At 69.2% G+C, this 25,796-nt stretch carries 25 protein-coding genes; 11 read left to right on the top strand and 14 right to left on the bottom strand.

Annotation, left to right across the window (positions count from 1 at the left end; translation table 11 throughout):
- Window positions 1–3 precede the first annotated feature (3 nt).
- Together ACYVF3_RS15210 and ACYVF3_RS15205 are read right to left on the bottom strand one after the other, a co-directional pair.
- On the bottom strand, window positions 4–978 hold the full coding sequence (locus tag ACYVF3_RS15210; RefSeq protein WP_461154869.1) for a DUF4097 family beta strand repeat-containing protein: 975 nt from the start codon (window positions 976–978) through the stop codon (window positions 4–6).
- A 30-nt stretch (window positions 979–1,008) separates the two neighbouring features.
- The gene (locus ACYVF3_RS15205) at window positions 1,009–1,620 is read right to left on the bottom strand and encodes a toxin-antitoxin system HicB family antitoxin (protein ID WP_461154868.1); all 612 of its coding nucleotides are present in this window, start codon (window positions 1,618–1,620) and stop codon (window positions 1,009–1,011) included.
- A 142-nt stretch (window positions 1,621–1,762) separates the two neighbouring features.
- Here ACYVF3_RS15205 and thyX point away from each other — a divergent pair, with 142 nt between their 5' ends.
- The 5 genes from thyX to ACYVF3_RS15180 all read left to right on the top strand — a co-directional run bounded on the left by thyX (window position 1,763) and on the right by ACYVF3_RS15180 (window position 6,649).
- Window positions 1,763–2,515: an FAD-dependent thymidylate synthase gene (gene thyX / locus ACYVF3_RS15200; RefSeq protein ID WP_461154867.1), complete on the top strand. Its 753-nt coding sequence runs from the start codon at window positions 1,763–1,765 to the stop codon at window positions 2,513–2,515.
- Window positions 2,516–2,651: 136 nt separating this feature from the next.
- Window positions 2,652–3,278 carry a TIGR03085 family metal-binding protein gene (locus tag ACYVF3_RS15195; protein ID WP_461154866.1) on the top strand — a complete coding sequence of 209 codons (627 nt, stop codon included), beginning with the start codon at window positions 2,652–2,654 and terminating at the stop codon, window positions 3,276–3,278.
- A gap of 135 nt (window positions 3,279–3,413) precedes the next feature.
- Window positions 3,414–4,346, top strand: coding sequence for a 4-hydroxy-tetrahydrodipicolinate synthase (dapA, locus tag ACYVF3_RS15190; protein WP_461154865.1), 933 nt, complete (start codon window positions 3,414–3,416; stop codon window positions 4,344–4,346).
- Window positions 4,347–4,389: 43 nt separating this feature from the next.
- Window positions 4,390–6,078: a ribonuclease J gene (locus ACYVF3_RS15185; protein ID WP_461155001.1), complete on the top strand. Its 1,689-nt coding sequence runs from the start codon at window positions 4,390–4,392 to the stop codon at window positions 6,076–6,078.
- Window positions 6,079–6,460: 382 nt separating this feature from the next.
- Complete coding sequence (locus ACYVF3_RS15180) at window positions 6,461–6,649, top strand: hypothetical protein (protein WP_246537957.1); 189 nt, start codon at window positions 6,461–6,463, stop codon at window positions 6,647–6,649.
- A gap of 58 nt (window positions 6,650–6,707) precedes the next feature.
- Here the strand turns inward: ACYVF3_RS15180 and ACYVF3_RS15175 are convergent, their stop codons facing one another.
- From ACYVF3_RS15175 to ACYVF3_RS15145, 7 genes are all read right to left on the bottom strand, one after another.
- Window positions 6,708–7,532 (bottom strand): ESX secretion-associated protein EspG, encoded by an 825-nt coding sequence (locus ACYVF3_RS15175; RefSeq protein ID WP_461154864.1) that lies wholly within the window; start codon window positions 7,530–7,532, stop codon window positions 6,708–6,710.
- Window positions 7,533–7,535: 3 nt separating this feature from the next.
- Complete coding sequence (locus tag ACYVF3_RS15170; RefSeq protein WP_461154863.1) at window positions 7,536–8,747, bottom strand: hypothetical protein; 1,212 nt, start codon at window positions 8,745–8,747, stop codon at window positions 7,536–7,538.
- Window positions 8,748–8,766: 19 nt separating this feature from the next.
- Window positions 8,767–9,339 carry a DUF3558 domain-containing protein gene (locus ACYVF3_RS15165; protein WP_461154862.1) on the bottom strand — a complete coding sequence of 191 codons (573 nt, stop codon included), beginning with the start codon at window positions 9,337–9,339 and terminating at the stop codon, window positions 8,767–8,769.
- Window positions 9,340–9,379: 40 nt separating this feature from the next.
- Window positions 9,380–9,700 carry a hypothetical protein gene (locus tag ACYVF3_RS15160; protein WP_461154861.1) on the bottom strand — a complete coding sequence of 107 codons (321 nt, stop codon included), beginning with the start codon at window positions 9,698–9,700 and terminating at the stop codon, window positions 9,380–9,382.
- A 447-nt stretch (window positions 9,701–10,147) separates the two neighbouring features.
- Window positions 10,148–11,683 carry an acyl-CoA synthetase gene (locus ACYVF3_RS15155; protein ID WP_461154860.1) on the bottom strand — a complete coding sequence of 512 codons (1,536 nt, stop codon included), beginning with the start codon at window positions 11,681–11,683 and terminating at the stop codon, window positions 10,148–10,150.
- Window positions 11,684–11,741: 58 nt separating this feature from the next.
- On the bottom strand, window positions 11,742–12,869 hold the full coding sequence (locus ACYVF3_RS15150) for a DUF5938 domain-containing protein (RefSeq protein WP_461154859.1): 1,128 nt from the start codon (window positions 12,867–12,869) through the stop codon (window positions 11,742–11,744).
- A 30-nt stretch (window positions 12,870–12,899) separates the two neighbouring features.
- A complete protein-coding gene (locus ACYVF3_RS15145) occupies window positions 12,900–13,703 on the bottom strand; it encodes an SDR family NAD(P)-dependent oxidoreductase (RefSeq protein ID WP_461154858.1) in 804 nt (267 codons plus the stop codon).
- A gap of 181 nt (window positions 13,704–13,884) precedes the next feature.
- On the opposite strand from ACYVF3_RS15145, the gene ACYVF3_RS15140 reads away from it, so the two are divergent.
- On the top strand, window positions 13,885–14,517 hold the full coding sequence (locus tag ACYVF3_RS15140) for a TetR/AcrR family transcriptional regulator (RefSeq protein ID WP_461154857.1): 633 nt from the start codon (window positions 13,885–13,887) through the stop codon (window positions 14,515–14,517).
- Window positions 14,518–14,655: 138 nt separating this feature from the next.
- On the opposite strand, the gene ACYVF3_RS15135 is transcribed toward ACYVF3_RS15140, so the two are convergent.
- Together ACYVF3_RS15135 and ACYVF3_RS15130 are read right to left on the bottom strand one after the other, a co-directional pair.
- Complete coding sequence (locus ACYVF3_RS15135) at window positions 14,656–16,233, bottom strand: alpha/beta hydrolase (RefSeq protein ID WP_461154856.1); 1,578 nt, start codon at window positions 16,231–16,233, stop codon at window positions 14,656–14,658.
- 125 nt (window positions 16,234–16,358) lie between these two features.
- Window positions 16,359–17,105 carry a lysophospholipid acyltransferase family protein gene (locus tag ACYVF3_RS15130; RefSeq protein WP_461155000.1) on the bottom strand — a complete coding sequence of 249 codons (747 nt, stop codon included), beginning with the start codon at window positions 17,103–17,105 and terminating at the stop codon, window positions 16,359–16,361.
- 183 nt (window positions 17,106–17,288) lie between these two features.
- Between ACYVF3_RS15130 and ACYVF3_RS15125 the strand changes: the two genes are divergently transcribed.
- Both ACYVF3_RS15125 and ACYVF3_RS15120 read left to right on the top strand, forming a co-directional pair.
- Window positions 17,289–19,826 (top strand): FtsK/SpoIIIE family DNA translocase, encoded by a 2,538-nt coding sequence (locus ACYVF3_RS15125; RefSeq protein ID WP_461154855.1) that lies wholly within the window; start codon window positions 17,289–17,291, stop codon window positions 19,824–19,826.
- Between the two features lie 218 nt (window positions 19,827–20,044).
- Window positions 20,045–21,334: a sialidase family protein gene (locus tag ACYVF3_RS15120; RefSeq protein ID WP_461154854.1), complete on the top strand. Its 1,290-nt coding sequence runs from the start codon at window positions 20,045–20,047 to the stop codon at window positions 21,332–21,334.
- A 93-nt stretch (window positions 21,335–21,427) separates the two neighbouring features.
- Here the strand turns inward: ACYVF3_RS15120 and ACYVF3_RS15115 are convergent, their stop codons facing one another.
- The 3 genes from ACYVF3_RS15115 to ACYVF3_RS15105 form a co-directional block, all read right to left on the bottom strand.
- Entirely contained in the window at window positions 21,428–21,934 is a 507-nt protein-coding gene (locus tag ACYVF3_RS15115) for a phospholipase (RefSeq protein ID WP_461154853.1), read from the bottom strand.
- 166 nt (window positions 21,935–22,100) lie between these two features.
- Window positions 22,101–22,619, bottom strand: a complete 519-nt coding sequence (locus ACYVF3_RS15110) for an amino-acid N-acetyltransferase (protein WP_461154852.1) — start codon at window positions 22,617–22,619, stop codon at window positions 22,101–22,103.
- A 43-nt stretch (window positions 22,620–22,662) separates the two neighbouring features.
- On the bottom strand, window positions 22,663–23,163 hold the full coding sequence (locus tag ACYVF3_RS15105; RefSeq protein ID WP_461154851.1) for an amino-acid N-acetyltransferase: 501 nt from the start codon (window positions 23,161–23,163) through the stop codon (window positions 22,663–22,665).
- Between the two features lie 132 nt (window positions 23,164–23,295).
- Between ACYVF3_RS15105 and rimO the strand changes: the two genes are divergently transcribed.
- Genes rimO through ACYVF3_RS15090 form a run of 3 tightly spaced genes read left to right on the top strand, consistent with a single transcriptional unit; the run spans window position 23,296 to window position 25,789 of the window.
- Window positions 23,296–24,714 (top strand): 30S ribosomal protein S12 methylthiotransferase RimO, encoded by a 1,419-nt coding sequence (rimO, locus tag ACYVF3_RS15100; RefSeq protein ID WP_461154850.1) that lies wholly within the window; start codon window positions 23,296–23,298, stop codon window positions 24,712–24,714.
- Complete coding sequence (gene pgsA, locus ACYVF3_RS15095) at window positions 24,711–25,301, top strand: CDP-diacylglycerol--glycerol-3-phosphate 3-phosphatidyltransferase (RefSeq protein WP_461154849.1); 591 nt, start codon at window positions 24,711–24,713, stop codon at window positions 25,299–25,301. Before rimO ends, pgsA begins: the two co-directional genes overlap by 4 nt.
- Complete coding sequence (locus tag ACYVF3_RS15090) at window positions 25,298–25,789, top strand: CinA family protein (protein WP_461154848.1); 492 nt, start codon at window positions 25,298–25,300, stop codon at window positions 25,787–25,789. Before pgsA ends, ACYVF3_RS15090 begins: the two co-directional genes overlap by 4 nt.
- Window positions 25,790–25,796 lie beyond the last annotated feature (7 nt).

Genomic DNA, 25,796 nt, shown 5'->3' with positions numbered 1-25,796 from the left:
GGATCAGCCGGCGGTGGTCAGCACGGCGTCGCCGCTGCCGGTGCGCCCGAAGATCCGCAGCGTCGGTTCGGTCTCCGGTGGCTGATCGGCGACGTCGAGATCGCTGCGAGCGGCACCGGTTGACGAGGTCAGATCGACCTCCGCCGCCGTTCCGCGGTGGATCGACACCTGCAGCTCGCCGGATCCGGTGATCAGCTCGACCTGCCCGTCGACGGCGTCGGCGAGGGTGATGTCGCCGCTGCCGGTGCGCACCAGCACGTCGGCGGACACCTCGCCGAGCCAGATGGCACCGGAACCGTTGGCCACGGAGGACGATCCGCCGATGGCGCTGACCTCGATGTCACCGCGCCCGGAGCGCGCGTGCACGCCACCGCGCATGGTGCCCAGCCGCAGGTTCCCCGATCCGCTGCGGACGGTGGCCCGGTCGCCTGCCTCGGCGACCGCCACCGCGCCCGTTCCGGCCTGCACGTTGACCTTCCCGGCGGCGCCGGTCACCGCGACCTCGGCCGAGCCGCTCTGCACGCCGACCTCGGAACCGATCGGTGCCGTCACCCGGACCGCGAGCGGAACTCCGCGCAGCGGTGCGTTGGACGGAGCGCGCACCACCAGCCGACCGCTGGTCATGTCGATCCGCGTGCGGCGCACCGCTTCGACGATCGGTTCCTTCGACAGGGCGCTCGGGTCGAAGCCGCCGCGCGTGCCGGGCTGCCCGAACTGCTCGGTGACCCAGCTCAGCAACCCCGTCAGCCCGCTCTGCCAGTCCTGGCCGCTCGATCCGAGGTCGTGCCGGATCTCGACGTGCGTCACCGCCGTCTCGGCCAGCTCCACCACGACCGAACCGCGGTTGTTCCCGATGTCGATCCGGATCGGGCTGTCGGAGTCGAAGTCCTGGCTGCGCAGCAGATCCGCCAGCTCTTCCTCGGCCGCGGACCACTCCCGGCCGAGGTCGGGCTCGTCGTCGTTGTTCTTGTCGCTCATCTCAAGTCGCCCTTCCGCCACGTGATCCGGTCAGCCCTGGACCCAGCCGCGGACGTGGGAGCCGCCGCCCTCGCCGCCGGGCCATCCGCCGCGCGGGCCGCCGAAGCCGGGGCCGTCCCACGGTCCACCGCGGCCACGCCCGTGTCCGTGCCCGCGTCCGCGGCCGCCGCGCCCCGGCCGGTCCCACGGCCCGCCGCGCTCGCGCCCGTGCAGTGCGCCCTGCACCGCCTGCGCGACGAAGGTGTTCAGCGACACGCCCTGCGTGGACGCCGCCTGCTCGGCCTGGGACTTGATCTCCTCCATCAGCCGGAGCGTGATCCGGCTGATGTCGCCGTTGTCGCCGCTGGGCGGCGGGGGAGGCGGTGGCTCGGTCTCCTCGTCGTCGACGGGGGCCGGTCCGCGGCCACCGCTGACCACGACGCGGAGGTCGCGGCCGTCCAAGCGGAGGTCCACGACCTGCCCGTCGAGGTTCGTCGTGACCTCGGCCGCCAGGTCGGACAGCGCGTTCATGATCGCCAGCCTGGCGGCCGGCTCGATCGCGCCGGACAGCACCGCCGCCGTCTGCCGCGTCTGGTCGTCGCCGGCGGCAGCGGCCGAGGTGAGGTCTTCGCGAAGCTGGTCGATGTAAGGGTTCAGATCCATGACGCCACTATGGCGGCACATGTGACGTCATGCAACCGCCCGATGGTGTCAACTGGCGTCAGGCGATCTTGTCGGGTCCGGCGGTTAGGCTTTCGGGCAACACATGGGGAGTCGTGAGAGCAGGGAAAGGGGCGCGCCAGTCGTGACCGAGATCGTGCGGCCGAAAGTGCAGCTGATCGGCAAGACCGAGTTCTTCCCGCCGGAAGACGTGGACTGGTCGACCGACGCCGACGGTGGGCAGGCGCTGGCCGAGTTCGCCGGTCGCGCGTGCTACCAGTCGTGGCGCAAGCCGAACCCGGCGACCGCCACCAACGCCGGATACCTCAAGCACATCCTGGAGGTGGGCCACCTGTCCGTGCTGGAGCACGGTTCGGTGTCCTTCTACCTGACCGGGATGTCGCGCTCGTTGACCCACGAGCTGATCCGGCACCGGCACTTCTCCTACTCGCAGCTCTCGCAGCGCTACGTCCCGGAGCGCGACGCCGCGATGGTCGAGCCCGACGTCATCGCCGAGGACCCGGAGCTGCACGAGAAGTTCGTGCAGGCCGCCGAGGCGAGCGTGCAGGCCTACAGCGACCTGCTGGCGGCGCTGGAGGAGAAGTTCGCCGACGAGCCGAAGATGACGCTGCGCCGCAAGCAGGCGCGGCAGGCGGCGCGCTCGGTGCTGCCCAACGCCACCGAGACCCGCATCGTGGTCACCGGCAACTACCGCGCGTGGCGCCACTTCATCGCGATGCGCGCGTCCGAGCACGCCGACGTGGAGATCCGCGGCCTGGCCGTGGAGTGCCTCAAGCAGCTCCAGAAGGCCGTGTCGAACGTCTTCAGCGACTTCGAGATCACCACGCTCAAGGACGGCACCGAGGTGGCCTCCAGCCCCTTCGTCACCGAGGGCTGATCATCGGTTTGATCTGTGGTCGGCTCGCAGCCGCCACGGGGTTGAGAACGGCGCCCGGGGAAACCCCGGGTGCCGTTTTCGTTTCGATAGCCGCCACGTCCGACGCCCCGGAAGATCGGCGTTTAGAGTGGGCGCCATGGGTGTGGCCAGCGATGAACGCAAGCTGTTGTGCGAGCTGTTCGATCAGATCGGTCCGGACGCGCCGACTCTGTGCGAGGGGTGGAAGACCAGGGACCTCGCGGTGCACCTCGTGGTGCGCGAGCGCCGGCCCGACGCGATGGCCGGTCGTCTGATCAAGGCGCTCGCCGAGCGCGGTGAGCGCGCCGAGCAGGAGCTCCGCCAGCTCGCCTGGCCGGAGCTGGTCGACCAGGTCCGTCAGGGGCCGCCCAAGTGGAACCCGATGAGCATCGGCGGGGTCGACGAGACCGTCAACGCCGCCGAGTTCTTCGTGCACCACGAGGACGTTCGCCGAGCTCAGCCGGGCTGGCAGCCGCGCCCGTCCGAGGAGGTCCGCGACGAGGCGCTGTGGAAGTCGCTGAGCAGGGTCGCGCGGATGTTCTACGGCCGCAGCCCGGTGGGCGTGGTGCTGCGCCGCCCCGACGGCACCGAGATCCAGGCCAAGCGCGGTCCGCGCACCGTCCGCATCGTCGGCGAGACCTCCGAACTCCTCCTGTACGCCTTCGGCCGGAGTGAAGCGAAGATCACCTTCGAGGGCAACGAGGCCGACATCATGGCGATGCAGGACCTGCGCCGCTCGTTCTGAAAAACTCCTCGTCATAGGCGTGATCAACCGAAAGAAACACGCCTGATCGGGCCTGTCGGAAACGGCTTTCCGGCGGGCTCGGTTCAGCTCGGTCGGCTGTCTTCCGCAGGCCCCTGACCAGGTAGCGTCGGGGCCATGACCGACTGCCCTACCGCCATTCCGGGCCGCCCGTTCGGCCGCGTCCTGACCGCCATGGTCACGCCGTTCGACGAAGACGGGAAAGTCGATCTGAAGGTGGCCCAAGAGCTCGCCGCCTACCTGGTCGACAACGTCGGCAACGACGGGTTGGTCGTGAACGGCACCACCGGTGAGAGCCCCACCACCACCGACCGGGAGAAGGAGCAGCTCCTGCGCGCGGTGGTCGAGGCCGTGGGTGACCGGGCGACCGTCGTCGCCGGTGCCGGCACCAACAACACCGAGCACTCCGTGGAGCTGGCGCGCTCCGCCGAGAAGGCCGGTGCGCACGGCCTCCTGGTCGTGACCCCGTACTACTCCAGGCCGCCGCAGGAAGGCGTCTACCAGCACTTCTGGACCGTCGCCGACGCCACCGAGCTGCCGGTGATGCTCTACGACATCCCGCCGCGCAGCGTCGTGCCGATCCAGGTCGACACCCTCAAGCGGCTGGCCGAGCACCCGCAGATCGTCGCGGTCAAGGACTCCAAGCACGACCTGTGGGCGGGCAGCGAGGCCATGAACGACGCGGGCCTGGCCTACTACTCCGGCGAGGACCCGCTGAACCTGCCGTGGCTGTCGGTGGGTGCCGTCGGCTTCGTCAGCGTGATCGGCCACGTGGTCGGCGACCGGCTCCGCAAGATGCTCGACGCGTACGAATCCGGTGACGTCGCAGGCGCTCTGGAAGTCCACAAGGGACTCCTGCCGGTCTACCGGTCGATGAACTTCGTCGGCGGCGTCATCTTCGCCAAGACGGCGCTGCGGCTGTGCGGCTACGAGACGGGCCTGCCGCGGCTGCCGCTGCCGGGCGCCACGGAGGAGCAGGTGCGGTTGATCACCAGCGACCTGTGGGATGCTGGCCTGGTATTGGTCAACCCGGACGCAGCACAGAGGTGACACAGCGTTGAGCGCACAGGCGACAGCCTCCGAGTACCACCCGGTGACGCCGACTTCGTCGGCACCGCCACGCCCGCTGGCCGAAGGTGGTCTCAGGGTCGTCGCGCTCGGTGGCATCGGCGAGGTCGGCCGGAACATGACGGTCTTCGAGTACGAGGGCCGACTGCTCATCGTCGACTGCGGCGTGCTGTTCCCGGAGGACGAGCAGCCCGGTGTGGACCTGATCCTGCCGGATTTCGGTGCCATCGAGGACCGGCTGGACGACATCGAGGCCCTGGTGCTCACGCACGGCCACGAGGACCACATCGGCGCTGTGCCGTTCCTGCTGCGGCTGCGGCCGGACCTGCCGGTCGTCGGTTCCAAGTTCACCCTGGCGCTGCTGGCGGCCAAGTGCCGCGAGCACCGGCTGAGCCCGCAGCTGATCGAGGTCGCCGAGGGGCAGCACAGCTCGCACGGCGTCTTCGGCCTGGAGTTCTTCGCCGTCAACCACTCGATCCCGGACGCGCTGGCGGTGGCCATCCGCACGCCTGCGGGCGTCGTGCTGCACACCGGTGACATCAAGCTGGACCAGCTGCCGCTGGACAGCCGGCTGACCGACCTGGCCGGGTTCTCCCGGCTGGGCGACGAAGGCGTGGACCTGTTCCTCGTCGACTCCACCAACGCCGAGGTGCCGGGCTTCGTCACGCCGGAGCGCGAGATCGGCCCGGTGCTGGACCGGGTGATCGGCCACGCGACGCAGCGGGTCATCGTGGCCTGCTTCGCCAGCCACGTGCACCGCGTGCAGCAGGTGCTGGAGGTCGCCGAGAAGCACAGCCGCAAGGTCTGCTTCGTGGGCCGGTCGATGGTGCGCAACATGGGCATCGCCGCCGACCTGGGCATGCTCAACGTGCCCGAGGGGCTGCTCGTCGACCTCGACCAGGCGCTGGAGATGCCCGAGGAAGAGGTCGCGTTCGTCTCGACGGGCTCGCAGGGCGAGCCGCTGTCGGCGCTGTCGCGGATGGCGCGCGGCGAGCACAAGCAGATCGGCATCCGCGCCGGTGACACCGTGGTGCTGGCGAGCTCGATGATCCCCGGCAACGAGACGGCCGTGTTCGGCGTGGTCAACGGGCTGGTGCGGCTCGGTGCCCAGGTGGTGCACCAGGGCCACGCGAAGGTCCACGTGTCCGGTCACGCCTCCGCCGGCGAGCTGCTGTACCTCTACAACGCGGTCCGCCCGAGCAACGTGATGCCGGTGCACGGCGAGTGGCGCCACCTGCGCGCGAACGCCGAACTGGCCACGCTGACGGGTGTTCCCGCGGACCGGGTGGTCATCGCCGAGGACGGTGTGGTGGTGGACCTGGTCGACGGCATCGCGAGCATCGCGGGCCGCGTCGAGGTCGGTCACGTCTACGTCGACGGCCTGTCGGTGGGCGACGTCGGTGAATCGACGCTGTCGGACCGGTTGGTGCTGGGCGAAGGCGGGTTCATCGCGATCACGGTCGCGGTGGACGTGACGAACGGGCGCGCGGTCTCCCCGCCCACGATCTCCGGTCGCGGTTTCTCCGACGACCCGAAGGCCCTGGACGAAGTGGTGCCGCTGGTGGAGATGGAGCTCGCGCGCACCGAGTCCGAGGGCATCACCGACACGCACCGCATCGCGCAGGCGGTGCGCCGGGTGGTCGGCCGCTGGGTGGCGGAGAAGTACCGCAGGCGCCCGATGATCGTGCCGAACGTGCTGCCCGTCGGATCCTGACCTGCTGACTCGAACGGGGTGGCTCGGAAATCCTTCCGGGCCACCCCGTTCGTCTGCGCGTATCACTCCGGGTGACCGGCTGCGCTGCGGGGCACGTCCTGATCAGTGCCCGGTTCCGATCCCCCGTTACTCGGTCGTGCGAGATGTCCTCCGAGGAATGTCCGAATCCGCTGTGCACCCTGGGTGTTTTCGAACACCTCCCGAGTGGACTGCGTGGCACCTTGGCGTGACCCACCGAGCTGGGCTACAGGTCCGCTGCCAGGGTGAATCCCGCCGGTTCGAGCTTTCTTCGTTCCGCGGGAAAACCACTCGGAGAGATTGGGGTCTGAAGGTGCGTACTTCCGCTCGACTTCTCGGCGCTGCCGCCGCTGCAACTGCACTCATGGCCATCGGGGGCCCGGCATTCGCTGACAGCTCGGACAACGACGGGGTCAACCTGCTCAACGACAACAACGTGAGCGCGGTGCCGGTCCAGCTGTGCGGCAACAACGCGGCCGTCCTGGGGGTGACGGCCCCGATCGCGTCCCCGCAGGACAGCGCCTGCGTCAACGCGCCGATCACCGAAGGCTGACCGGGGAACGCAGGAGCGGGGCGGACCTGTCGAGAACGGGTCGGCCCCGCTTCGCGTCTCAGACCCGCGCGGTCGGGCTCGTGAGGAGCCGGATCATCTCGTTGACGGTCCCGATGAGCTTCCGGGAGTCCGCCGGCGCCAGCGTGTACCACTCCTGCCCGTCCCGGCCGGGCTTGCGCTGGGCGAGGTAGCAGCCGGCCTCGGTGGCGAAGAACTGCACGTTGAACGGCAGCGAACGCGTCCGCCGCACCTTCCGGTCGTAGGCGCGCACGGTGATGAGACCTTCCAGACTGCGCTTCGCGGTGAACGCCTCGGTCAGGGTCGTCGCTTGCGCACCGCGGATTCCCGCGTAGCCCAGCGCGGCCGACAGGGTCCGCGCCGAGCCGCCCATCCGCTTGCTCACCCGCTCGATGTGCGCGTACGGAACGGACACCGACGTGCCGTCGGCCGCGGTGACCTTGCCGAGCAGGTTGACGGCGTTGCCCGCGAGTCCGCCGTGCTCGTGCCGCTTGACGCGGATGTCCCGCAGGTCGTCGGGGGTGTCGCCGTCGGCCTGGTAGGCCTGGACGGTGCTGCGCCCGTACTCGACGAGCACGGCGTTGAAGTTCTCACCGTCCCGCGCGTTGACCGCGAGCCCGATCGCCAGCGGCGGCCGGGCCAGCAGGTGGACCGCCTCCTCGACGAACGGGTGCAGCTCGTCGCCGTCGAACAGGCTCTGCTGGACGAGCTGGCGCCGACCGAGCTCAGCCGCCTCGCGGCGTTGAGACTCGGTGGCGTCCAGCGGAAGCCAGCCCACCCGCAGCAGCGGGTGGAGTTGCAGGTCGAACCGGGTGCAGAGGTAGTTCGCGGCAGCGGGAGGCAAGCTCAGCTCACGCCTGGCCACGAATCACCGGCCTCGGTCGGCGTCACCGAAGACCGCTGGCGCGGTGCGCTGCATGTCGTTGGTGAACACGTCGTCCTGCTCGACCAACCAGCCGGGACGCTCGTGCTCCTGCTCCTCGGACTCGCCCTGCTTGCCGCGCCCGGCACCGACGCCCGCTCCGGGCGCACCGGCCTGGCCGCCGCGACCAGCGGCACCACCTGCGGCGTTCGCCCCGCCGGCACCACCGAGACCGCCCATTCCGGCCCGGCCACCGGCGCCGCGCCCCACGGGCGCTCCGGCGCCTTCGGCACCGCGACGTCCACCGGGGCCGCCGTTGGGGGAGGGCGCCCAGCGACCGTTGTGGGGGTTCTGCCGTTCCCACGCACCGGTCTGCGGGTTCTGCCGGAACAACGTGCCGTCGGGACCGCGCACGACACCTGGCGGAAGCCCGGGCGCCGTCGGGCTCGGCGAGGCCCAGGACGGGTTCGACGCCGCGGGCGGCGCGGACGGCGCGTGCACCGCGGGCGCGGAGCTCGGAGCCGAAGCCCAGGCCGACGACGTGCTCGACGGAGCGGAGTAGGCGCCAGCCGAGTACGAGGAACCGCTGTCACCAGCGGAATACGTGCCCGAAGTCGGGTACGACGAGGCGGGCGGAGCCGCGGGCGGCGGCTGGTCGACGGGCTGGAACTCCGGCAACCGCGCGATCACGCCCTCGGTCTGCTGGCTGTAGCGCTCCATGACCTGGTTGGCCTGCTGGTTGGTGTCCACGTAGGCCTGCTGCCGCTCTTCGTAGTCCGACATCCACCCGGTCACCGGGTTCGAGTCGAGACTCCAGTCCTCGACCCACCCCTTCTCCGGCGGGTCCAGCAGAGCCCCCTGCCCGCTCGGCAGCGGGTCGTCCTTGACGGGAAGAGCCTGAAAAGCCTCCCGCTGGTAGGTGTTCTGCTCCTCCAGCGCTGTCCTGACCCCGCGCGAGGTCTCGGCCGCCGACCGAGCGAGCGGCTGGATCTCAGCGATCGAAGCGTTGGCGGATTCGGCGGCACGACCCGTGTGCGCGGCCTCCGCATCGCGCAGCGCTGCGGCGATGTCCTCGACCATCTGGTCAAACGCCTTCGCAGCGTTGTCCCAGCGCTTCACGCCCTCGTCAGTGGGCGCGGGCAGGCTGGCAGCGTCCGGGGACCCGCCCATCTGCTTGCGGTATTCCTTAGCGCTACTCGCGTAGCACATGTCGAGCATGTGTCTTATCCCCCAATGACTACTTCGAAGCAGGAAGGGTTGGAACGCCGGCTTCGAGCGCCTTCTGCGCGATGCCGCAGGCGTCTTGGCTCGTGTCCATCACATGGGCTTGTGCGGACAAGATCTGCCCTTCCTTCGTGGCGAGGAAGATGTCGCAGGTGCCGTCCTGCTTCGGGTCGCCCTGGTTGGCCCGCACCGACGGGTGCCCTGCGATCGACAGTTCCTGGAAATCGACGTACTTCGACTTGTTGTCGTAGTACGCCTGGATCGAGCGGCCATCGAGCGGGGTCAGCGACAGGCGGTTCTTGCCGTCCTCGGAGTTCCAGACGCACGGCGCGGGAGCCTCCGGATCCAGCGGATCTGACTGCTCCTTGCCCTGCGGGGCGAGGCCGATCCCGCTCGCGGCGTCGGCGGGCAGGAGGCTGCATCGGTCCGCCGCCATAGCGTCCTTCGGCGCGCTGATCGTGACACCGCTTGGCTGCTGCGTCTCCGGTGCGGGGGAGCCTTCGGTGTCACCGCCACCGCCGCAGGCGGTAAGGGCGCTGCAGACGAAGGCTGCGCCTGCCCAGAGGATCGCGCTGCGCTTGACCACTTCACTCCTCGTCGTCACAGTTCGGAACACGCCGCGAAGATTAGCTTGCGACATGGCGCTGGACGTCACTTCCGTGCTCGTCCGCAGCCTGGTACTCGGCGAGGACCGCGTTGTAGGCGTCGATCTTCTCTTGAAGCTTCTTGGTCAGATCGTGCGCCGTCATCCGCAACGAGCCCGTTTCGCCCGCTGCGCGCTCGGTGATCGCCAGACGCGCCTTGTTCGTGTAGGTGTCCTTGGCCGTCAGCTCGCCGGGCTCGACACGTGCTGCACTGTCGACCATGGCGAGGGCGTCGTCCCGGATCTTCTCCAAGCGTTTGATCGCACTCTGCAGTCCCGCTGGATCGACTACGAACCCGGCCACGGCGGTGTTCCCCCTACTTCGAATGACGCGTCTGGCTTGGGTCCATCTTCGGCGATCACCTGTGATGATCACAGCGTTTTGGACCGGCGCACATTATGAACGCGATCACCCTACCGAGTGATGGGGTTCAGAGACCGCGTCACTCGGATGTCGCAACCCGCGCGGTACTCGCCCCAGCGGCCTCGGCTGCTGCGGGTCTTGGCGAGCTCGAACATCCACTGCATCGCGTCGGGGCCGACCTCGTAGAACAAGACCTCGCCCTGAGCCCCCTCGCCCCGCGCCTGTTCACCCGGGTGGCTCTCAAATTCGCGCGAATTTGAGAGCCACCCGGGTGAGGCGTCGCAAGCCCGTTTCGACGTCGAATGCCCCCGACCGGCGTCGAAACCGAATGGGCCGGCCGGCGCGTCCCCTCCTCGCGTGTCGGCCGGCCCCCTCACCTGAACTCGCTCAGTCGCCCAGGATCTGCTTCCGGATCTCGGGCTTGAGGACCTTGCCGATCTTCGATCTGGGCAGGTCGGGCCAGATTTTCAGCTGCTTGGGCGTTTTCACGCTGCCCAACCGCTCCTTGACGAACGCCGCGAGCTCGTCGGGCTCGGTCGTCCGGCCGGCGCGGAGCTGGACGACCGCGGTGACGCGCTCGCCCCACTTCTCGTCCGGGAGGCCGAGCACAGCGCAGTCCTGCACCGATTCGTGCTCGCGCAGCGCCTGCTCGACTTCGGCGGAGTACACGTTGAAACCACCGGTGATGATCATGTCCTTGGCGCGGTCGACGATGAACAGGAAGCCGTCCTCGTCGAGGTAACCGATGTCGCCGGTGTGGTGCCACCCGTGCCTGCTGACCTCGGCCGTGGCGGAGGGGTTCTCGTGATATCCGTCCATGACGAGCGGTCCGCGCACCACGATCTCGCCGCGCTCACCGCCGGGCAGCAGCGCGCCGGACTCGTCCATGATGCCCACCCGCGTCAGCGGGCTCGGCCGCCCAGCTGACGAGAGTCGTTCCACCGCAATCGATCCGTCCGCCCGGAAGTGGTCGGTGGGGGCCATCGTGGCGATCATGTTCGGCGCCTCGGTCTGGCCGAAGAGCTGGCCGAGGACCGGGCCGATCCGCTCCAGCGCCTCCTGCAACCGGGTCGGCGACATCGGTGCGGCGCCGTACCAGAGGCAGCGCAGCGAGCTCAGGTCCGTGGAGTCGAGATCGGGGTGGTCGAGCAGCCCGTAGATCACGGTCGGCGGCAGGAACGCGTGCGTGATGCGATGCCGTTCGACGAGCCGCAGGAACTCGCCCAGATCTGGCTCGGGCATGATGACGATCTCGCCGCCCAGCGACATGATCGGCCAGGTCAGCACGCCCGCGGAGTGGGTGAGCGGGGCCAGCGCCAGGTATCTCGGCCGGTCGCCGAACGGGTAGCTCATCAGCGTCAGCGCGGTCGCCGTGGCCATGTTGGTCCCGGTCAGCCGCACGCCCTTCGGTTCGCCCGTCGTGCCACCGGTTCCGGCGAGCATGCACAGCTCGTCACCGGCGACCGCCGGGCCGGCGCGGTCGGGGTCGCCGAGCTCGATCCAGTCGGCGAAGGTCAGCGCGCCGTCGACCTCGCCGTCGAGGCAGACGAGCGTGGTCAGCTCCGGCAGTTCCGCCCGGATGCGCTGCACCAGCGGAGCGAAGCGCTCCTGGAACAGCAGGCACCGGCAGCCGAACATCGCCAGCAGCTGCCGGTTCTCCGAGGCCTCGTTGCGCGGGTTCACCGGGCACCACACCGCTCCCGCGCGGGAGATCCCGAAAACGCTGGTCAGCGCGGTGGGATCGTTCGCGGACAGCACTGCTACGCGGTCCCCGGGCCGGATCCCGCAGGCCATCAGGGCCTGGGCCGTCCGCCACGACGCGTCCTGCACCTCGGCGTAGGAGAGGGATTCGCCCCTCGTGGTCAGACAGGGCCGGTCGCCTCCGAGGGAGGCTCCCTTGTCCAGGTATTCGGCCAGCTGCACGGCAACCTCGCTGGGTCGGGCGTGCCGGTCGCCGACGATCGGCGACCGGCACGGCGGATCACTGGTGGACTTGCACGATCGGGTCGATCACGAGCCCGAAAGCGCGCAGCGTGCCGAGGAGTTCGCGGTGCCCGAACGCCTGGCAGCCGGAGGCGAAACCCGCCCTCCTCGGCCTGTCCTGCAGCAGGTGCGCGGCGGCGTGCACGTTGAGCAGCGCGGTCTGCTTGTAGTTGCAGTTGCCGTGGATGACGCAGTGCACCCGGCCGAGCGGTCCGGACGCGTGCACCGAGTCGAGCGAGGTGTTGATCCTCGGGTTCTCCCTCGGCGGCATCTCGCTGCGGACCTGCGCCGAGGTCGCGTCGATGATCTCGTACTTCTCCTGCTCGGACTTGCCCTCCATCTGCTGGAGCGCGCCGGCGACGATCTGCGGAACCGCCTGCATCAGCTCGCGGTTGAACACCCCGCCGAGCGCGCGGGCGTTGGCCACCCGCGGATCGTTCTTGAACCACACGGGGTGGGAGGTGCCGCCCCACGGCAGTGCGAGTCCGAGCTCGTGCTGGCCCGGGACCACCACGTCGTGCAGACCCCCGTCGGCGGGCCAGGTCTGGTACTCGTTCTGCTCCAGGTAGTGGGCGTCGGCGAACGCCGCGTTGGTCAGGATCGTGTTGGTGGAGGCGACCGTCGGGTAGCCCTTCCAGAACACCTGGATGTCGAGGGTGTCGAGCCCGGGCGTCTCCAGGCAGACGTTGGCCGCGATCTCGCCGATCGTGTACATCTGCGCGATCCCGGGCGACAGCAGCAGGTTCCGGGTGTCGAAGTCGGCGCCGTAGCGCTGCTCGACGTCGATCATCCAGTTCTGCTCGCCGTTGGTATCGGTGTAGTGCGCACCGATGTCCAGGCAGGCCTGCACGACCTCGTGCCCGTAGCGGGCGAACGGGCCGACGGTGTTGAGCACGACCTTCGCGCCGCGGAACTGCTCCGCCAGCGCCGACGCGGTGTGCTCCACCTCGACGATCTCGTGCGGCACGGTCTCCACGCCGGGAACCGCGTCGACGGCTTCCTTGACGCGCTGGTGATCGCGCCCGGCGGCCAGGAACGGGATGTTGTACTCGCGCAGGTATTCGCAGATCAGTCGTCCGGTGTAGCCGGAGGCACCGTAGACGACGACAGGCTTGTCAGTGCTCACGAACTCGTCCTTTCGCAGTGGAGAAGCAGGTCAGCTGCCCATGCCGCCGTCGACCGCGAGGCCGGCGCCGGTGATGTACTTGGCGGCCCCGGATGCCAGGAACACGACCGCGTCGGCCATGTCGTCGACCTGTCCGAGGCGGCCCTGGGGCGTCAGGTCCACGACCGCCTTGGCGGCTTCCTCGGGGGAGGGGAACAGCCCGATCTCCGCGCAGTCCGCGGCGAGCTGGTTGCCCATCGTGGTCGGAGTGAGACCGGGGTAGATGCAGTTGACGCGAACGCCGTAGCCGAGCTTCCCGGACTCCGCGGCCGCGACCCTGGTCAGCCGGTCGATCGCGGACTTCGTGGCGGAGTAGATCGAGATCCCGGGGAAGGCGATGGTGGCCGCGACGGACGCGATGTTGACCACCGCGCCGCCGTTGCCGGCCGGACCGTCCGGGCGCATGGCGCGGAAGGCGTGCTTGAGGCCCAGGGCCGTGCCGAGCACGTTGACGTCGAGCATCTTGCGGATGTCGGCGGGGTCGAGATCGGCGACGAGACTCGTGATCTCGACACCGGCGTTGTTGACCAGCAGGTCGAACCCGCCGAGCGAGGAGATGACCTCCGGGACCGCTGAGGCCCAGCTGTCCTCGTCGGTGATGTCGAGGTTGACGTACTCCGCGGTGAAGCCCTTCTCGCGCAGCGATGCGGCGGTCTTCTTCCCGTCGTCTTCGAGCACGTCTCCTACGGCGACCGAGGCGCCCGCGGCGGCCAGCGCCTCGGCCATCCCGGCGCCGAGGCCGCGTGCACCCCCTGTGACCAGGGCTCTTCTGCCGGACAAGTCGTAACTGGTCATGCGAGATCTCCTCCTTGAGACGGCATGTATGCGCGACCCGGGCCCGGGTGTGCGAGGTGGGTCACACCATAAGAGCAAATTTTGACAGTCGTCAAGAATTTCTTTGACGAGTGTCAAGGAAACGCGCTGCCGATAGACTGGAGCGAGACGAAGCACAGGACCCAGCCGACAGGACGAGCCCGTGACCGAGGTCGCCGAAACCAAGCAGCAGCGGATCGCCCGCCGCCAGGTCGACAAGTTCGAGACCCGGCGGAGGGAGCTCGCGGTCGCGACGCTGCAGACGCTCGCGGATCTGGGGTACGCGCGCACGAGCCTGCGGGAGATCGCGCAGAACTCCGAGTTCTCGCACGGCGTCCTGCACTACTACTTCGAGGACAAGCGGGACCTGATCATCCAAGCGGTCCGGCAGTACGAAGAGGTCTGCGTGACCCGCTACGACGACGTCGTGGCGAATGCGGGCACGGCCGACGAACTCCGGAACGGCTTCGTCGACATGTTCTTCGGGACCCTCAAGGCCGACGCCCACCTGCACAGGCTCTGGTACGACCTGCGCAACCAGAGCCTGTTCGACGAGTCCTTCCGCGCCGACGTCCTCGACATCGACGGCCGCAGGCGGGAGATGATCTGGCGCGTTCTCAGCCGCTACGCCGAGCTCTCCGGCACCGAACCGGCCACGTCGCAGGCGGCCGCCTACGCGACCCTCGACGGCGTCTTCCAGGCAGCGCTGCTCCACCAGCTGTCCGGAATGGACGAACAGGTATCAGCCCTGGAAGCCGAACTCGCCCGCCTCATGGACCTGCTGGTCGCGAAATAAGGCCCAGTACGAGATTTCCCGGTCTTTCCAGGGTCACGCAAAACGGTCCGGTCTTCGTGAGTGGGGAAGTTTTCATGAAAACTTCCCCCGAAGACCGGACCGTTGTCGTGCGGTGGCTCAGCGTGTCGTGCGGTCGGCTCAGCGGTGGTTGGACTGCAGGGCTTCCTGCAGGACCGCCGGTTGGCCGTGGGTGGACTGGGCGCCGACCTGCTCGGGAGTCGGCTGCGGCAGGGGCTCGCACGTGGTGTCCGGGCCCTCGCCGGGCTGGCGGGCGGGGAGCTTGCCCGTCAGCAGGTAGTCGGCGATCTGGTCGTCCTCGCAGGCGTTCCCGCTCAGCGAGCTGGAGTGCGTCGTGCCGCCGGGGAGGCTGATGAGGCTGGCGCTCGGGAAGCGCTCGCGGGCTTCCAGGGCTCCCGGGAACGGGGTCGCCGCGTCCAGCTCCTCGCTGATCAGCAGCGCGCTCTCGACCTTGCTGCCGTCGACCTCGACGGGCTTGCCCGCCTTGGCGGGCCAGGTCAGGCACGGCGCGTTGTACCAGGCGTTGCCCCAGGTCTCGAAGGGCGCCTTGGCGTGGGTCTCCCAGTTGTCCTTGCGCCACTGCTCCCAGCTGGTCGGCCACTGGATGTCGGTGCACTGCACACCCGTGTAGACCGCGTAGCCGTTGTCGTCGCCCGGCGTGTTGGTGTCGTCGTAGAGCGCCTTGGCCGGGGCCCAGTCGCCGTTGTTGACCCACGCGGCGAACGCCTGCGCGCGCTCCGGCCACACCGAGGTCGAGTAGCCGGCCTGCAGGAACAGGTCGGTCCACTCCGCCGAACCGATGACATCACCGGCCGGCTTCTGGTCGAGTGCTGCCAGCTGCTCGTAATAGCGCTTCTCGACATCGGCCGCGGTGCTGCCCAGGTGGTAGGTCGCGTCGTGGCGGGCGACCCAGTCGAAGAAGACCTTGATGTTGCGGTCGAAGGCGACGTCCTGGTTCAGGTTCGCCTGGTACCAGATGTCCTCGACGTTGACCACGCCGTCCATCACCAGCCGCCGCATCCGCTCCGGGTGCAGCGTGCTGAAGACCTGGCCGAGGTAGGTGCCGTAGGAGAAGCCGTAGTAGTTGATCTGCTCCTGGCCCAGCGCCTTGCGGATGCTCTCCATGTCCTCGACCGAATCGGTGGTCTTGAGGTGGTCGAGCAGCTTGCCCGCGTTGCCGCAGGCCTTCGCGTAGCCCTCGGAGCGCTCCAGCCAGGTCTTCTCCAGCTGCGCGTCGGGGACGTAGTGCGGCCGGTCGTAGGAGAAGTAGTTCGGGTCGCAGGACAGGGCGGGCTCGCTGCTGCCCACACCGCGGGGGTCGAAGCCGATCCAGTCGTAGGCGGCACCGGCGTTCTTCGGCACGGCCGAACCGAGCACGCTCAAGTTCAGCCCGGAACCGCCCGGTCCGCCCGGGTTGACCAGCATGACGCCCTGGTACTGGTCCTCCGGGACGGTGTGCTTGACGCGCGAGACGGCGAGCTTGATCTGCTCACCGGCCGGGTCGGCGTAGTCCATCGGCACGGAGACGGTGCCGCATTCGGCACCGGCCTTCTGCAGGGACTCGCTCTCGCACGGACCCCACTGGATCGGTGCCGGGTCGAATACGGGCGCGGGCGGCGCGGCTGCTGCCGAGCCGGCCGTCGGCGATAAGCCGATCAGCAGCCCGAGCGCCAGCGCGGTGGTGGCGGCTTTTCTCACGATCGTCCTCGTCTGTCCGGGTTTTCGCCGGTGATGGCGATGCGGTGTGGACAGTTAACGAGATCGAATCGGTTCAGGGGTCGCGATTGGCGAAAAATGGTCGGACCGGCCGCGTTCCCGGTCGGTCAGCGGCTCAGCCAGGGGGAGGGCTTGTCGGTGACCGGGCGCGTCGGGTCCTGGTGCAGCGGCACCTCGGGCTCGTCGACGCGCAGCGGGATCAGGCCCTGGGTGATGGCGCGCATGATGCGGTCGCGGGCGCGCGCGGCGTCGCCGACGCGATCCGCGGCCAGGTCGGAGAGGTCCACGGGCGCGCCGAAGTGGACCCGCATCGTCGGTCGGCGCACGATCGCCCGCAGCCAGGACGAGAAGAGGATCCACAGGTCACGGGCGCTTTCGACGCGGACCATGCCGTAGCACATGGCCTCGTGCGCACCCCACTGGCTGATCGGGATCACCGGGGTTCCCGCCGCCAGCGCCATGCGCGCCACACCGGTCTTGCCCCGCTCGGGCCACATGTTCGGCTCCAGGGTGAGCCGCCCCTCCGGGTAGACCAGAACCGGATTCGCGTCCTCGGTGAGGGCGGTGACCACCTTGCCGAGCGCTTCAGCAGCGCTCGCCTTGCCCCGGTCGGCGCGTACGTGCCGTCCGGCGCGCATGATCGAACCGATCACCGGGGCGTCGAACAGGCCGCCCGTGGCCACGAAGCGCGGCGAGATCCTGCGCTCCCGGCAGGCCGCGATCAGCACCAACGGGTCCAGGTTGCCGATGTGGTTGGCCGCCATCAGCAGCGGCTGCCCGCGCAGCTCGTCCGGTACGTCGCCGGTGATGACCAGCCGCCCGGTCAGCGCGATCACCGCGCGGTCGACGCGCATCAGCGCGCGCCACAGCCTCGGCGTCGCGCGGAACAGCTTCTCGCGGTCGCTTCGGTGTGTCGGCTCGGGGCCGCTCGGCAGGGCAACCATGATGGGCAAGGATCTCATGGCCTGGGCGCCGAGAGGGCGCGAACCCCTGTGGTTGTTGTGACGGGAGAGGCGGGTGCCGATACCGTGTGGGGCATGGCGAGCCGGACAACTAACGGGGGGCGGGGCTCGTCGCGCGGCAAAGCGGCGACGCAGCGTAGCGGCACCGCCGCCAAGCGTGGCAGCTCCAGCACCACGTCCAAGAGCACTGGGTCGAAGGCCGGGTCGAAGAGCACCGGGTCCAAGGCCGGGGCTTCCAAGGGGCAGAGCAAGCCTCGCCCCTCCTCGACGCACGCGCCCCGCAGGGCGCCCGCGAAGCGCAGCCCCGCCAAGAGCAGCAGGAACCAGGGCGGCGGACTCGGCGGTGTGGTCCGCGCGGTCGGCAGGACCCGCGACCTCGACCCCGCTCACCGCCGCGACGGAGTCGCGCTGATCTACCTCGCGCTGGCCGTGGTCGTGGCCGCCGGGGTCTGGTGGAAGGCGGGCGGGCCGGTCGGCCACTGGTTCGACTGGGCGCTGCGCTCGGTCATCGGCATCGGCGCGATCGCGCTGCCACTCGTGCTGCTGGTCACCGCGGTCATCCTGATGCGCACCGAGACGAGCCCCGAAGCGCGGCCGCGCGTGGTCATCGGTTCGGTGCTGCTGATGTTCGCGACGCTGGGAACCATCCACGTCCTGTCGGGTTCCCCGCTGGAGTCCGAAGCATGGCCCACGGCGGGAGGTGCGCTCGGATTCGTCGCCGGTGGCGCGCTCGCCTACGGGCTGACCGGCTACGTGGCCGTCCCGGTGCTCATCCTCGCCGGCCTGTTCGGGCTGCTCGTGCTCACCGGGTCCTCGGTGCGCGACGTGCTCGCCCGGATGCGCGGCGAGCACTACGACGACGAGGACGGTTTCGAGCCAGCGCCCAGCAAGGCCGAGCTCGAAGGCGACCCGTCCTCGGTCAAGCTGCGCCGCCCGTCCCGGCGCAGGCAGGCGACGTCCTCCGCTTCCGCCGAGGACGAGCAGCTCTCGCTCGACGACGTGCCGGAAGAACCGGCCAAGCCGGCCAAGCCCAAGGCCGCCGAGGTCCCCGCGGCCAAGCCGGAGAAGCCCGAGAAGCCGCCGAAGAAGAGCGACAAGCCGCAGATCAGCCGAGACGTCGAAGGCGACTACCAGCTGCCGCCGCTGGACGTGCTCACCGACGGTGAACCGCCGAAGAGCCGCAGCAAGGCCAACGACTCGATGATCGAGGCCATCACCGCGGTCCTGGAGCAGTTCAACATCGACGCGCAGGTCACCGGGTTCACCCGGGGGCCGACCGTCACGCGCTACGAGGTCGAGCTCGGGCCGGGCGTGAAGGTCGAGAAGATCACCGCGCTGACCAAGAACATCGCCTACGCCGCCGCCACCGACAACGTGCGGCTGCTGGCGCCCATCCCGGGCAAGTCCGCGGTCGGCATCGAGGTCCCCAACAGCGACCGCGAGATGGTCCGGCTCGGCGACGTGCTGCGCTCCTCCGAGGCCGCGAAGGACTCGCACCCGCTGGTCATGGGGCTGGGCAAGGACATCGAAGGCCACATGGTCACCGCGAACCTCTCGAAGATGCCGCACCTGCTGTGCGCGGGTTCGACCGGTTCCGGCAAGTCGAGCTTCGTCAACTCGATGCTGGTGTCGTTGCTGGCGCGGGCCACCCCGCAGGAGGTCAGGATGATCCTGATCGACCCGAAGATGGTGGAGCTCACCCCCTACGAGGGCATCCCGCACCTGATCACGCCCATCATCACCCAGCCGAAGAAGGCCGCCGCCGCGCTGGCCTGGCTGGTGGAGGAGATGGAGCAGCGCTACCAGGACATGCAGGCCAACCGGGTCCGGCACATCGACGACTTCAACGCCAAGGTGCGCTCCGGTGAGATCACCGCGCCGCTGGGCAGCGAGCGCGAGTACAAGCCCTATCCGTACATCCTGGCGATCGTCGACGAGCTCGCCGACCTGATGATGACCGCGCCGCGCGACGTCGAGGACGCGATCGTGCGGATCACCCAGAAGGCCCGCGCCGCCGGGATCCACCTGGTGCTGGCCACGCAGCGGCCGTCGGTCGACGTGGTCACCGGTCTGATCAAGACCAACGTGCCGTCGCGGCTGGCGTTCGCCACGTCGTCGCTGACCGACTCGCGGGTCATCCTCGACCAGCCCGGCGCCGAGAAGCTGATCGGCATGGGTGACGCGCTCTACCTGCCGATGGGTGCGTCGCGCCCGGCGCGCGTGCAGGGCTCGTTCGTCGCGGACGACGAGATCCACCGCATCGTCGCCTACACCAAGGACCAGGCGGAACCGGACTACACGGACGGGGTCACCGCGGCCACCAAGTCCGGGGACAAGAAGGAGATCGACTCCGACATCGGGGACGACCTCGACGTCCTGCTGCAGGCCACCGAGCTCGTGGTGACCAGCCAGTTCGGTTCGACCTCGATGCTGCAGCGCAAGCTGCGGGTCGGGTTCGCCAAGGCCGGCCGGCTGATGGACCTGCTCGAATCGCGCGGCGTCGTCGGCCCCTCGGAGGGGTCCAAGGCGCGCGACGTGCTGGTCAAGCCCGAGGAGCTGGAGAACGCGCTCTACTCGATCCGCGGCGGGCCCTCACCGGACGAGGACGAGTGAGCAGGGGCCCGCGGCTGAGGACAAGCCGCGGGCCCCTTTCGTTTTCCTCGCTTTTCACGGTTGTTCATCTCCATTTGTTTCGCATTGTTTCCACTGCTCCGTTTGCGCCCGCTCGATTGCTCTGAACGGCATTTTCACAGGGCTCGATTCAGAACTTTTCTGCGATAGCCTCTCCGCCGCTGACGGTTGGACCGCCTGCGGTGTGAAGGGTATTGAGCATGGTCGTTCGAAAAGTTCGCGCTTTGCTGGTCGTGCTGTTCTCGGTCGCATTGGTGGCCGCCGGATTCCAGCAACTGGCGTTATCCGCCCCCGCCCCTGCTCCCGAACCCGGGGGTGTCGGGACCCAGGACGTGGACGAGGGCGAGCTGCTGCGCGTCGGCGGGTCCAGCTATCCGAGGCTCGTGCGCCTGGAGCACTCGGGCGACGCCAACGGCCGCGTGCTCTCCAGCATGACGACCTACCGGGACAACGCCGGGTTCGCGGCGATCTCCGAGAGCCGGGACGACGGCAAGACGTTCCAGCCGCTCGCCGAGATCCGCGATCCCGCAGGTGAGAACACCAAGGGGATGTGCTGCTCCACGCTCTACGAGCTGCCGCAGCAGGTCGGTGACATGCCGGCCGGGACGCTGCTGTGGGCCGGGACCGCAGGTATCGGCGCCGACGAGGAGGAGCGCCAGGCCAGCATCCGCGTGTGGCGCAGCGATGATCACGGCAAGACCTGGAGCCACCTCTCCGACATGGTGCAGGCCCCGGTCGGGCCCGGCGTGTGGGAGCCGGAGTTCACCGTTTCCGAGGAGGGCGACCTCGTCGGGTTCTATTCCGATGACGGTGACGCGAAGCACGATCAGAAACTGATGCAGGTGCGTTCTTCGGACGGTCGGAATTGGACCGATGCGAAGGAGATGCTGAAGAACGACGAGTTCAGCGTGCGCCCAGGAATGTCGGGAGTTCGAAAACTGCCCGACGGCACTTACGTGATGTCCTACGAGGTCTGCAATTACGACCCGGTGCACACCTGCACGATCTGGATCCGCAAATCCTCCGACGGCTGGGACTGGGGCGACCCCTACGACCTAGGCACGGAGATCGTCTCGGACACCGGTGGCCAGCCCCTCGGAACCCCGACCATCGCGCTGGCACCCGGTCCGAATCCCAACGGGCGGCTGCTGCTGGCCTACCAGATGCTCGGCGGCGACAACGGCGGTTGGGCGCCGGGCAACGGCAAGACCGTCATGGTCAACGACGACCCAGATGACCTCGACGGGCCGTGGAAGGAGGTCCCGTCCCCGGTGCAGATCAGCTACAACCAGGGCAGCGTCTGCCGGAACTTCAGCCCGAGCCTGCTGCCGACCGCCGACGGCAAGTCCATGATCCACGTGACCACGGACTTCGAGCACTACATCGGCGGCCCCTGCGAGGCCTTCTACGCCGTGGGTCCGATCGGTGACGACGCCGCCGCGGCGGCGAAGTCCGCGCCCCGTCCGATGGACGCCCGGCCCGGCCGCTGACGCGGTGGCGAGAGAACGGCCCTCACCCGGCGAGGCGGTCCTCCCGCCGGGTGAGGGCTTCTCGAACGTCGCGCGAAATTCGAATCTCGCTGGTCAGCCCTGGGCCTTGGCCTTCTCGGGGAGCTGGGCCATATCGACGGCCTCGGCGATCGACGACGCCGAACCGCCGAACTTGCGGACGGCCTCGTAGTAGAGGTCGGCGGTCGCCTCGCACGCGCCTTCCCCATCGCACACGGAGTACATGTCGTCGTGGAAGTTGTCGTCGATCTGCAGCCGGTTGTCGTCGGTGAACCGGTCCTGGAGCTTGTAGTTGCGGTAGCCGAAGTCGTGCCGGTCGCAGCTCTCCAGGAACTCGTAGCCGAACGGCGCGTCGGGGGAGTACGAGCAGCCGTCGGAGGACCAGTCGAGCTGGCCGGCGTGGGGCTGCTCGGAGCGGGTCTGGGTGAACTCGTCGAGCGAGTACTCGAAGAGGTAGCTGTCGGTGGTCTTCCGCAGCTCTTCGGGCGTGAGATCGGCGGCGATCGCGGTTCCGCCGGTCAGCAGCAGGGCTCCGGCGGCGGCCACGGTGGTGATCAGGCCACGGCGACTATTGCGTTCCAAGGTGGTCTCCTCTGGGTGGAACGAATGATCACCGGTGTTTATAACCGGTCCCAGAGGGGTTGGTGGGGAAGTTGCGCACTTGCGAACGCCAACGGGGGATGAACGCCTGGTGCCTCGCGCGGCGGCGTGGGTTCGCCGGTGGCGGCGAGATGCTGAAAGGCGCTGGTCAGGAAGGTAGTTCCAGCAGCATCCGGGTGTTGCCCAGGGTGTTGGGCTTGACGTTGGCCAGGTCCAGGAACTCCGCCACGCCCGCGTCGACCGAGCGTCGCATCTCCTCGAAGACCTCGGGGCTGACCGGGGCGCCGTCGATGGTGCGAAAGCCGTGCCGCCCGAAGAACTCCGTCTCGAAGGTCAGCACGAAGACCCGCGTCAGGCCCAGTTCGGTGGCCAGCCCGATGAGCCGCTGCACGATCCGGTGCCCGATGCCGCGGCCCTTGACCACCGGATCGATCGCCACCGTGCGGATCTCGGCGAGGTCCTCCCACAGCACGTGCAGCGCGCCGCAGCCCACGACGCGGCCGCCCTCGTGGGCCACCCAGAACTCCTGGATGTCCTCGTAGAGCGTGACGAGCTCCTTCTCCAGGAGAACTTCGCCCGCGTAGGTGTCGACCAGCGCCTTGATCGTCGGGACGTCGGCGATCCGAGCCCGTCGAATCACTATCTCCGACGGCGCATAACCATTCATGCGCCTCATCGTAACGCCGCGCCCCTCGCGCGGCGCGTGACCATTAGGCCAGCTGCAGCAGCATCCGGGTGTTGCCCAAGGTGTTCGGCTTGACGTGCGCGAGATCCAGGAACTGGGCGACGCCTTCGTCCGGCGAGTGGCGGATCTCGTCGTAGATCTCCGGCGGGACCGGCGTGTCGGCGATCGGGCGGAAGCCGTGGCGGCCGAAGAACTCCGTCTCGAAGGTCAGCACGAAGATCCGGGACAGGCCCAGGTCGGCCGCGTGCTCGATCAGCCGGTCCACCACGAGATGCCCGACGCCGCGCCCCTTCTCCATCGGGTCGACGGCCACGGTGCGGATCTCGGCGAGGTCCTCCCACAGCACGTGCAGCGCGCCGCAGCCGACGATCCGGCCGTCGTCCTCGGCCACCTGGAACTCCTGGATGTCCTCGTAGAGGGCGACGAGCTCCTTGCCGAGGACCACCTTGCCCGCGTAGTGGTCGATCAACGACTTGATCGCTCGCGCGTCGCGGACGCGGGCCGGGCGCACCTCGATGGCATTCACGTTAGGTAAGCCTAACCATCACAACGGGACGATGGTCGTCCGGACGGCCGTAATCTCGGCCACCACTCGGAGTCAATCCGCGGTGCCAGGCTCGTTGCGGAGCGTCGACAGCAGGGACGTTAGGCTCGACCCATGTCAACCGAGCAGCAACACCACCGAGTCGCCATGGTCACGCTCGGTTGCGCCCGCAACGAGGTCGACTCCGAAGAGCTGGCGGGCAACCTCCACGGCAGGGGCTGGGACCTCGTCGACGCCGACGAGGCCGAGGTCGTCGTGGTCAACACCTGCGGCTTCGTCGAGTCCGCCAAGAAGGACTCGGTGGACACGCTGCTGGCCGCCTCCGACACCGGTGCGAAGGTCGTCGCCGTCGGCTGCATGGCCGAGCGCTACGGCTCCGAGCTCGCCGAGCAGATGCCCGAGGCCGACGCCGTCCTGGGATTCGACCACTACGACAACCTCGCCGACCGGCTCGACGACGTGCTCGCCGGTCGCGCGGTCGAGTCCCACCAGCCGCAGGACCGGCGCACGATGCTGCCGATCAGCCCGGTCTCGCGGCCGGCCGCGGCCGCCGACGTGGCCGTGCCCGGTCACGGCTGGGTGCCCGCCGCGCGCGAGATCTCGCGCCGCAGGCTCGACGACTCGCCGGTCGCCGCCCTCAAGCTCGCCTCCGGCTGCGACCGCCGCTGCACGTTCTGCGCGATCCCGTCCTTCCGCGGTTCCTTCCTGTCCCGCCAGCCGGAGGAGGTCCTCGGCGAGGGCGCCTGGCTGGCCAAGAACGGGGCGAAGGAGCTGTTCCTGGTCAGCGAGAACTCCACCTCCTACGGCAAGGACCTCTCCGACCAGCGCGCGCTGGAGGTGCTGCTGCCGCGGCTGGCCGAGCTCGACGGCGTCGAGCGGGTGCGGGTGTCCTACCTGCAGCCTGCCGAGACGCGTCCCGGCCTGGTGCGCACCATCGCCACGACTCCGGGTGTGGCGACCTACTTCGACCTGTCCTTCCAGCACTCCAGCGAGACCGTGCTGCGCCGGATGCGCCGGTTCGGCTCCACGGGGTCGTTCCTGCAGCTCATCGAGCAGATCCGGGCGCTGGCGCCGGAGGCCGGGATCCGCAGCAACTTCATCGTCGGCTTCCCCGGTGAGACCGAGGAGGACTTCGCCGAGCTGCAGGAGTTCCTGACCGCGGCCCGGCTGGACGCCGTCGGCGTGTTCGGCTACTCCGACGAGGACGGCACCGAGGCCGCCGGCTTCGACGACAAGCTCGACCCCGACGTGGTGGCCAAGCGCGTCGAGCAGCTGACCGCCCTCGCCGACGAGCTGATCGCGCAGCGCGCCGAGGACCGCATCGGCACCGAGGTCACCGTCTTGGTGGAGCGCTTCGACGAGGACGACGTCGTGGGCCGCGCCGACCACCAGGGCCCCGAGGTCGACGGCGAGTGCCTGATCGACGGAGCCGGCGAGTTCGCGGTGGGCGACGTGGTGCGCTGCGAGGTCATCGACAGCGACGGCGTGGACCTCGTGGTGCGCCCGCTGGAGAAGCCAGGGGAGCAGCCATGACGGCCGAAGGCCAGGCGTCCCCGCCGCCCGTCCTCAACATCGCCAACGTGCTGACCATGTCCCGGCTGGTCATGGTGCCGGTGTTCCTGGTCGCGCTGTTCTGGGACGGCGGGCACGACACGCTGTGGCGCTGGATCGCGACCGGCGTGTTCGCCCTGGCCTCCATCACCGACCGCATCGACGGCGAGGTGGCTCGCAAGCGCGGTCTGGTCACCGACTTCGGCAAGATCGCCGACCCGATCGCCGACAAGGCGCTCACCGGCGCTGCGCTGGTCGGGCTGAGCCTGCTGGGAGATCTGCCCTGGTGGGCGACCTGGGTGATCATCGCTCGCGAGCTGGGCGTGACCTTGCTGCGGTTCTGGGTGATCCGCCACGGCGTCATCGCGGCCAGCCACGGCGGCAAGATCAAGACGCTTCTGCAGGCCATCGCTATCGGTCTCTACCTGATGCCGCTGGGCTCCTGGGCCGACATCCCGCGCTGGATCGTGCTCGGCGCGGCGCTGATCGCCACGGTCGTGACCGGTCTGGACTACGTGGTCCGCGCGCTCCGGCTCCGGGCCGCGGGCGGTGCGAAGGCCGACGCGTGATCCTCGAACCTCTGGACCTGGCGTACCCGCAGGTAGCGGGGCTGATCGCGACTCTGCGGGAGCGGCGTGAGACGGTCGCCACCGCCGAATCGCTCACCGCGGGCCTGGTCGCGGCCGCGCTCACCGAGGTGCCGGGGTCCAGCGCGGTGGTGCGCGGCGGAGTCGTCGTCTACGCCACCGACCTCAAGGAGCGGCTCGCCGGGGTCGATCCGGAGCTGCTGGCCGAGCACGGCGCGGTGCACCCGGACGTGGCGGCCCAACTCGCCGTCGGCGCGTCGCGCCGCTGCGAGGCCGACTGGGGCATCGGGCTCACCGGCGTGGCGGGGCCGGACCCGCAGGACGGGGTCGCTCCCGGCACCGTTCACCTGGGCTTCTCCGGTCCGCGAGGTGCGCAGGTGCGGACCGAGGTGTTCGGAGGTGATCGTCACGCGATCCGCGCGGCGGCTGTTCGGGTGGCTCTGGAACACTTCGCCGCGCTGCTGCGTTGAAAAATGT

It is taken from the genome of Saccharopolyspora tripterygii (genome assembly GCF_054778355.1).
This window is presented reverse-complemented; position numbering and strand designations above follow the sequence as displayed.

Coding starts and splice junctions, on each gene's coding strand:
- rimO (WP_461154850.1), top strand. CDS start 23,296: ATGTCAACCGAGCAGCAACACCACCGAGTCGCCATGGTCACGCTCGGT.
- ACYVF3_RS15180 (WP_246537957.1), top strand. CDS start 6,461: ATGGCCATCGGGGGCCCGGCATTCGCTGACAGCTCGGACAACGACGGG.
- ACYVF3_RS15130 (WP_461155000.1), bottom strand. CDS start 17,105: ATGCGCGTCGACCGCGCGGTGATCGCGCTGACCGGGCGGCTGGTCATC.
- ACYVF3_RS15205 (WP_461154868.1), bottom strand. CDS start 1,620: ATGGATCTGAACCCTTACATCGACCAGCTTCGCGAAGACCTCACCTCG.
- ACYVF3_RS15120 (WP_461154854.1), top strand. CDS start 20,045: ATGGTCGTTCGAAAAGTTCGCGCTTTGCTGGTCGTGCTGTTCTCGGTC.
- ACYVF3_RS15210 (WP_461154869.1), bottom strand. CDS start 978: ATGAGCGACAAGAACAACGACGACGAGCCCGACCTCGGCCGGGAGTGG.
- ACYVF3_RS15110 (WP_461154852.1), bottom strand. CDS start 22,619: ATGAATGGTTATGCGCCGTCGGAGATAGTGATTCGACGGGCTCGGATC.
- ACYVF3_RS15145 (WP_461154858.1), bottom strand. CDS start 13,703: ATGACCAGTTACGACTTGTCCGGCAGAAGAGCCCTGGTCACAGGGGGT.
- ACYVF3_RS15125 (WP_461154855.1), top strand. CDS start 17,289: ATGGCGAGCCGGACAACTAACGGGGGGCGGGGCTCGTCGCGCGGCAAA.
- dapA (WP_461154865.1), top strand. CDS start 3,414: ATGACCGACTGCCCTACCGCCATTCCGGGCCGCCCGTTCGGCCGCGTC.
- pgsA (WP_461154849.1), top strand. CDS start 24,711: ATGACGGCCGAAGGCCAGGCGTCCCCGCCGCCCGTCCTCAACATCGCC.
- ACYVF3_RS15195 (WP_461154866.1), top strand. CDS start 2,652: ATGGGTGTGGCCAGCGATGAACGCAAGCTGTTGTGCGAGCTGTTCGAT.
- ACYVF3_RS15170 (WP_461154863.1), bottom strand. CDS start 8,747: ATGCTCGACATGTGCTACGCGAGTAGCGCTAAGGAATACCGCAAGCAG.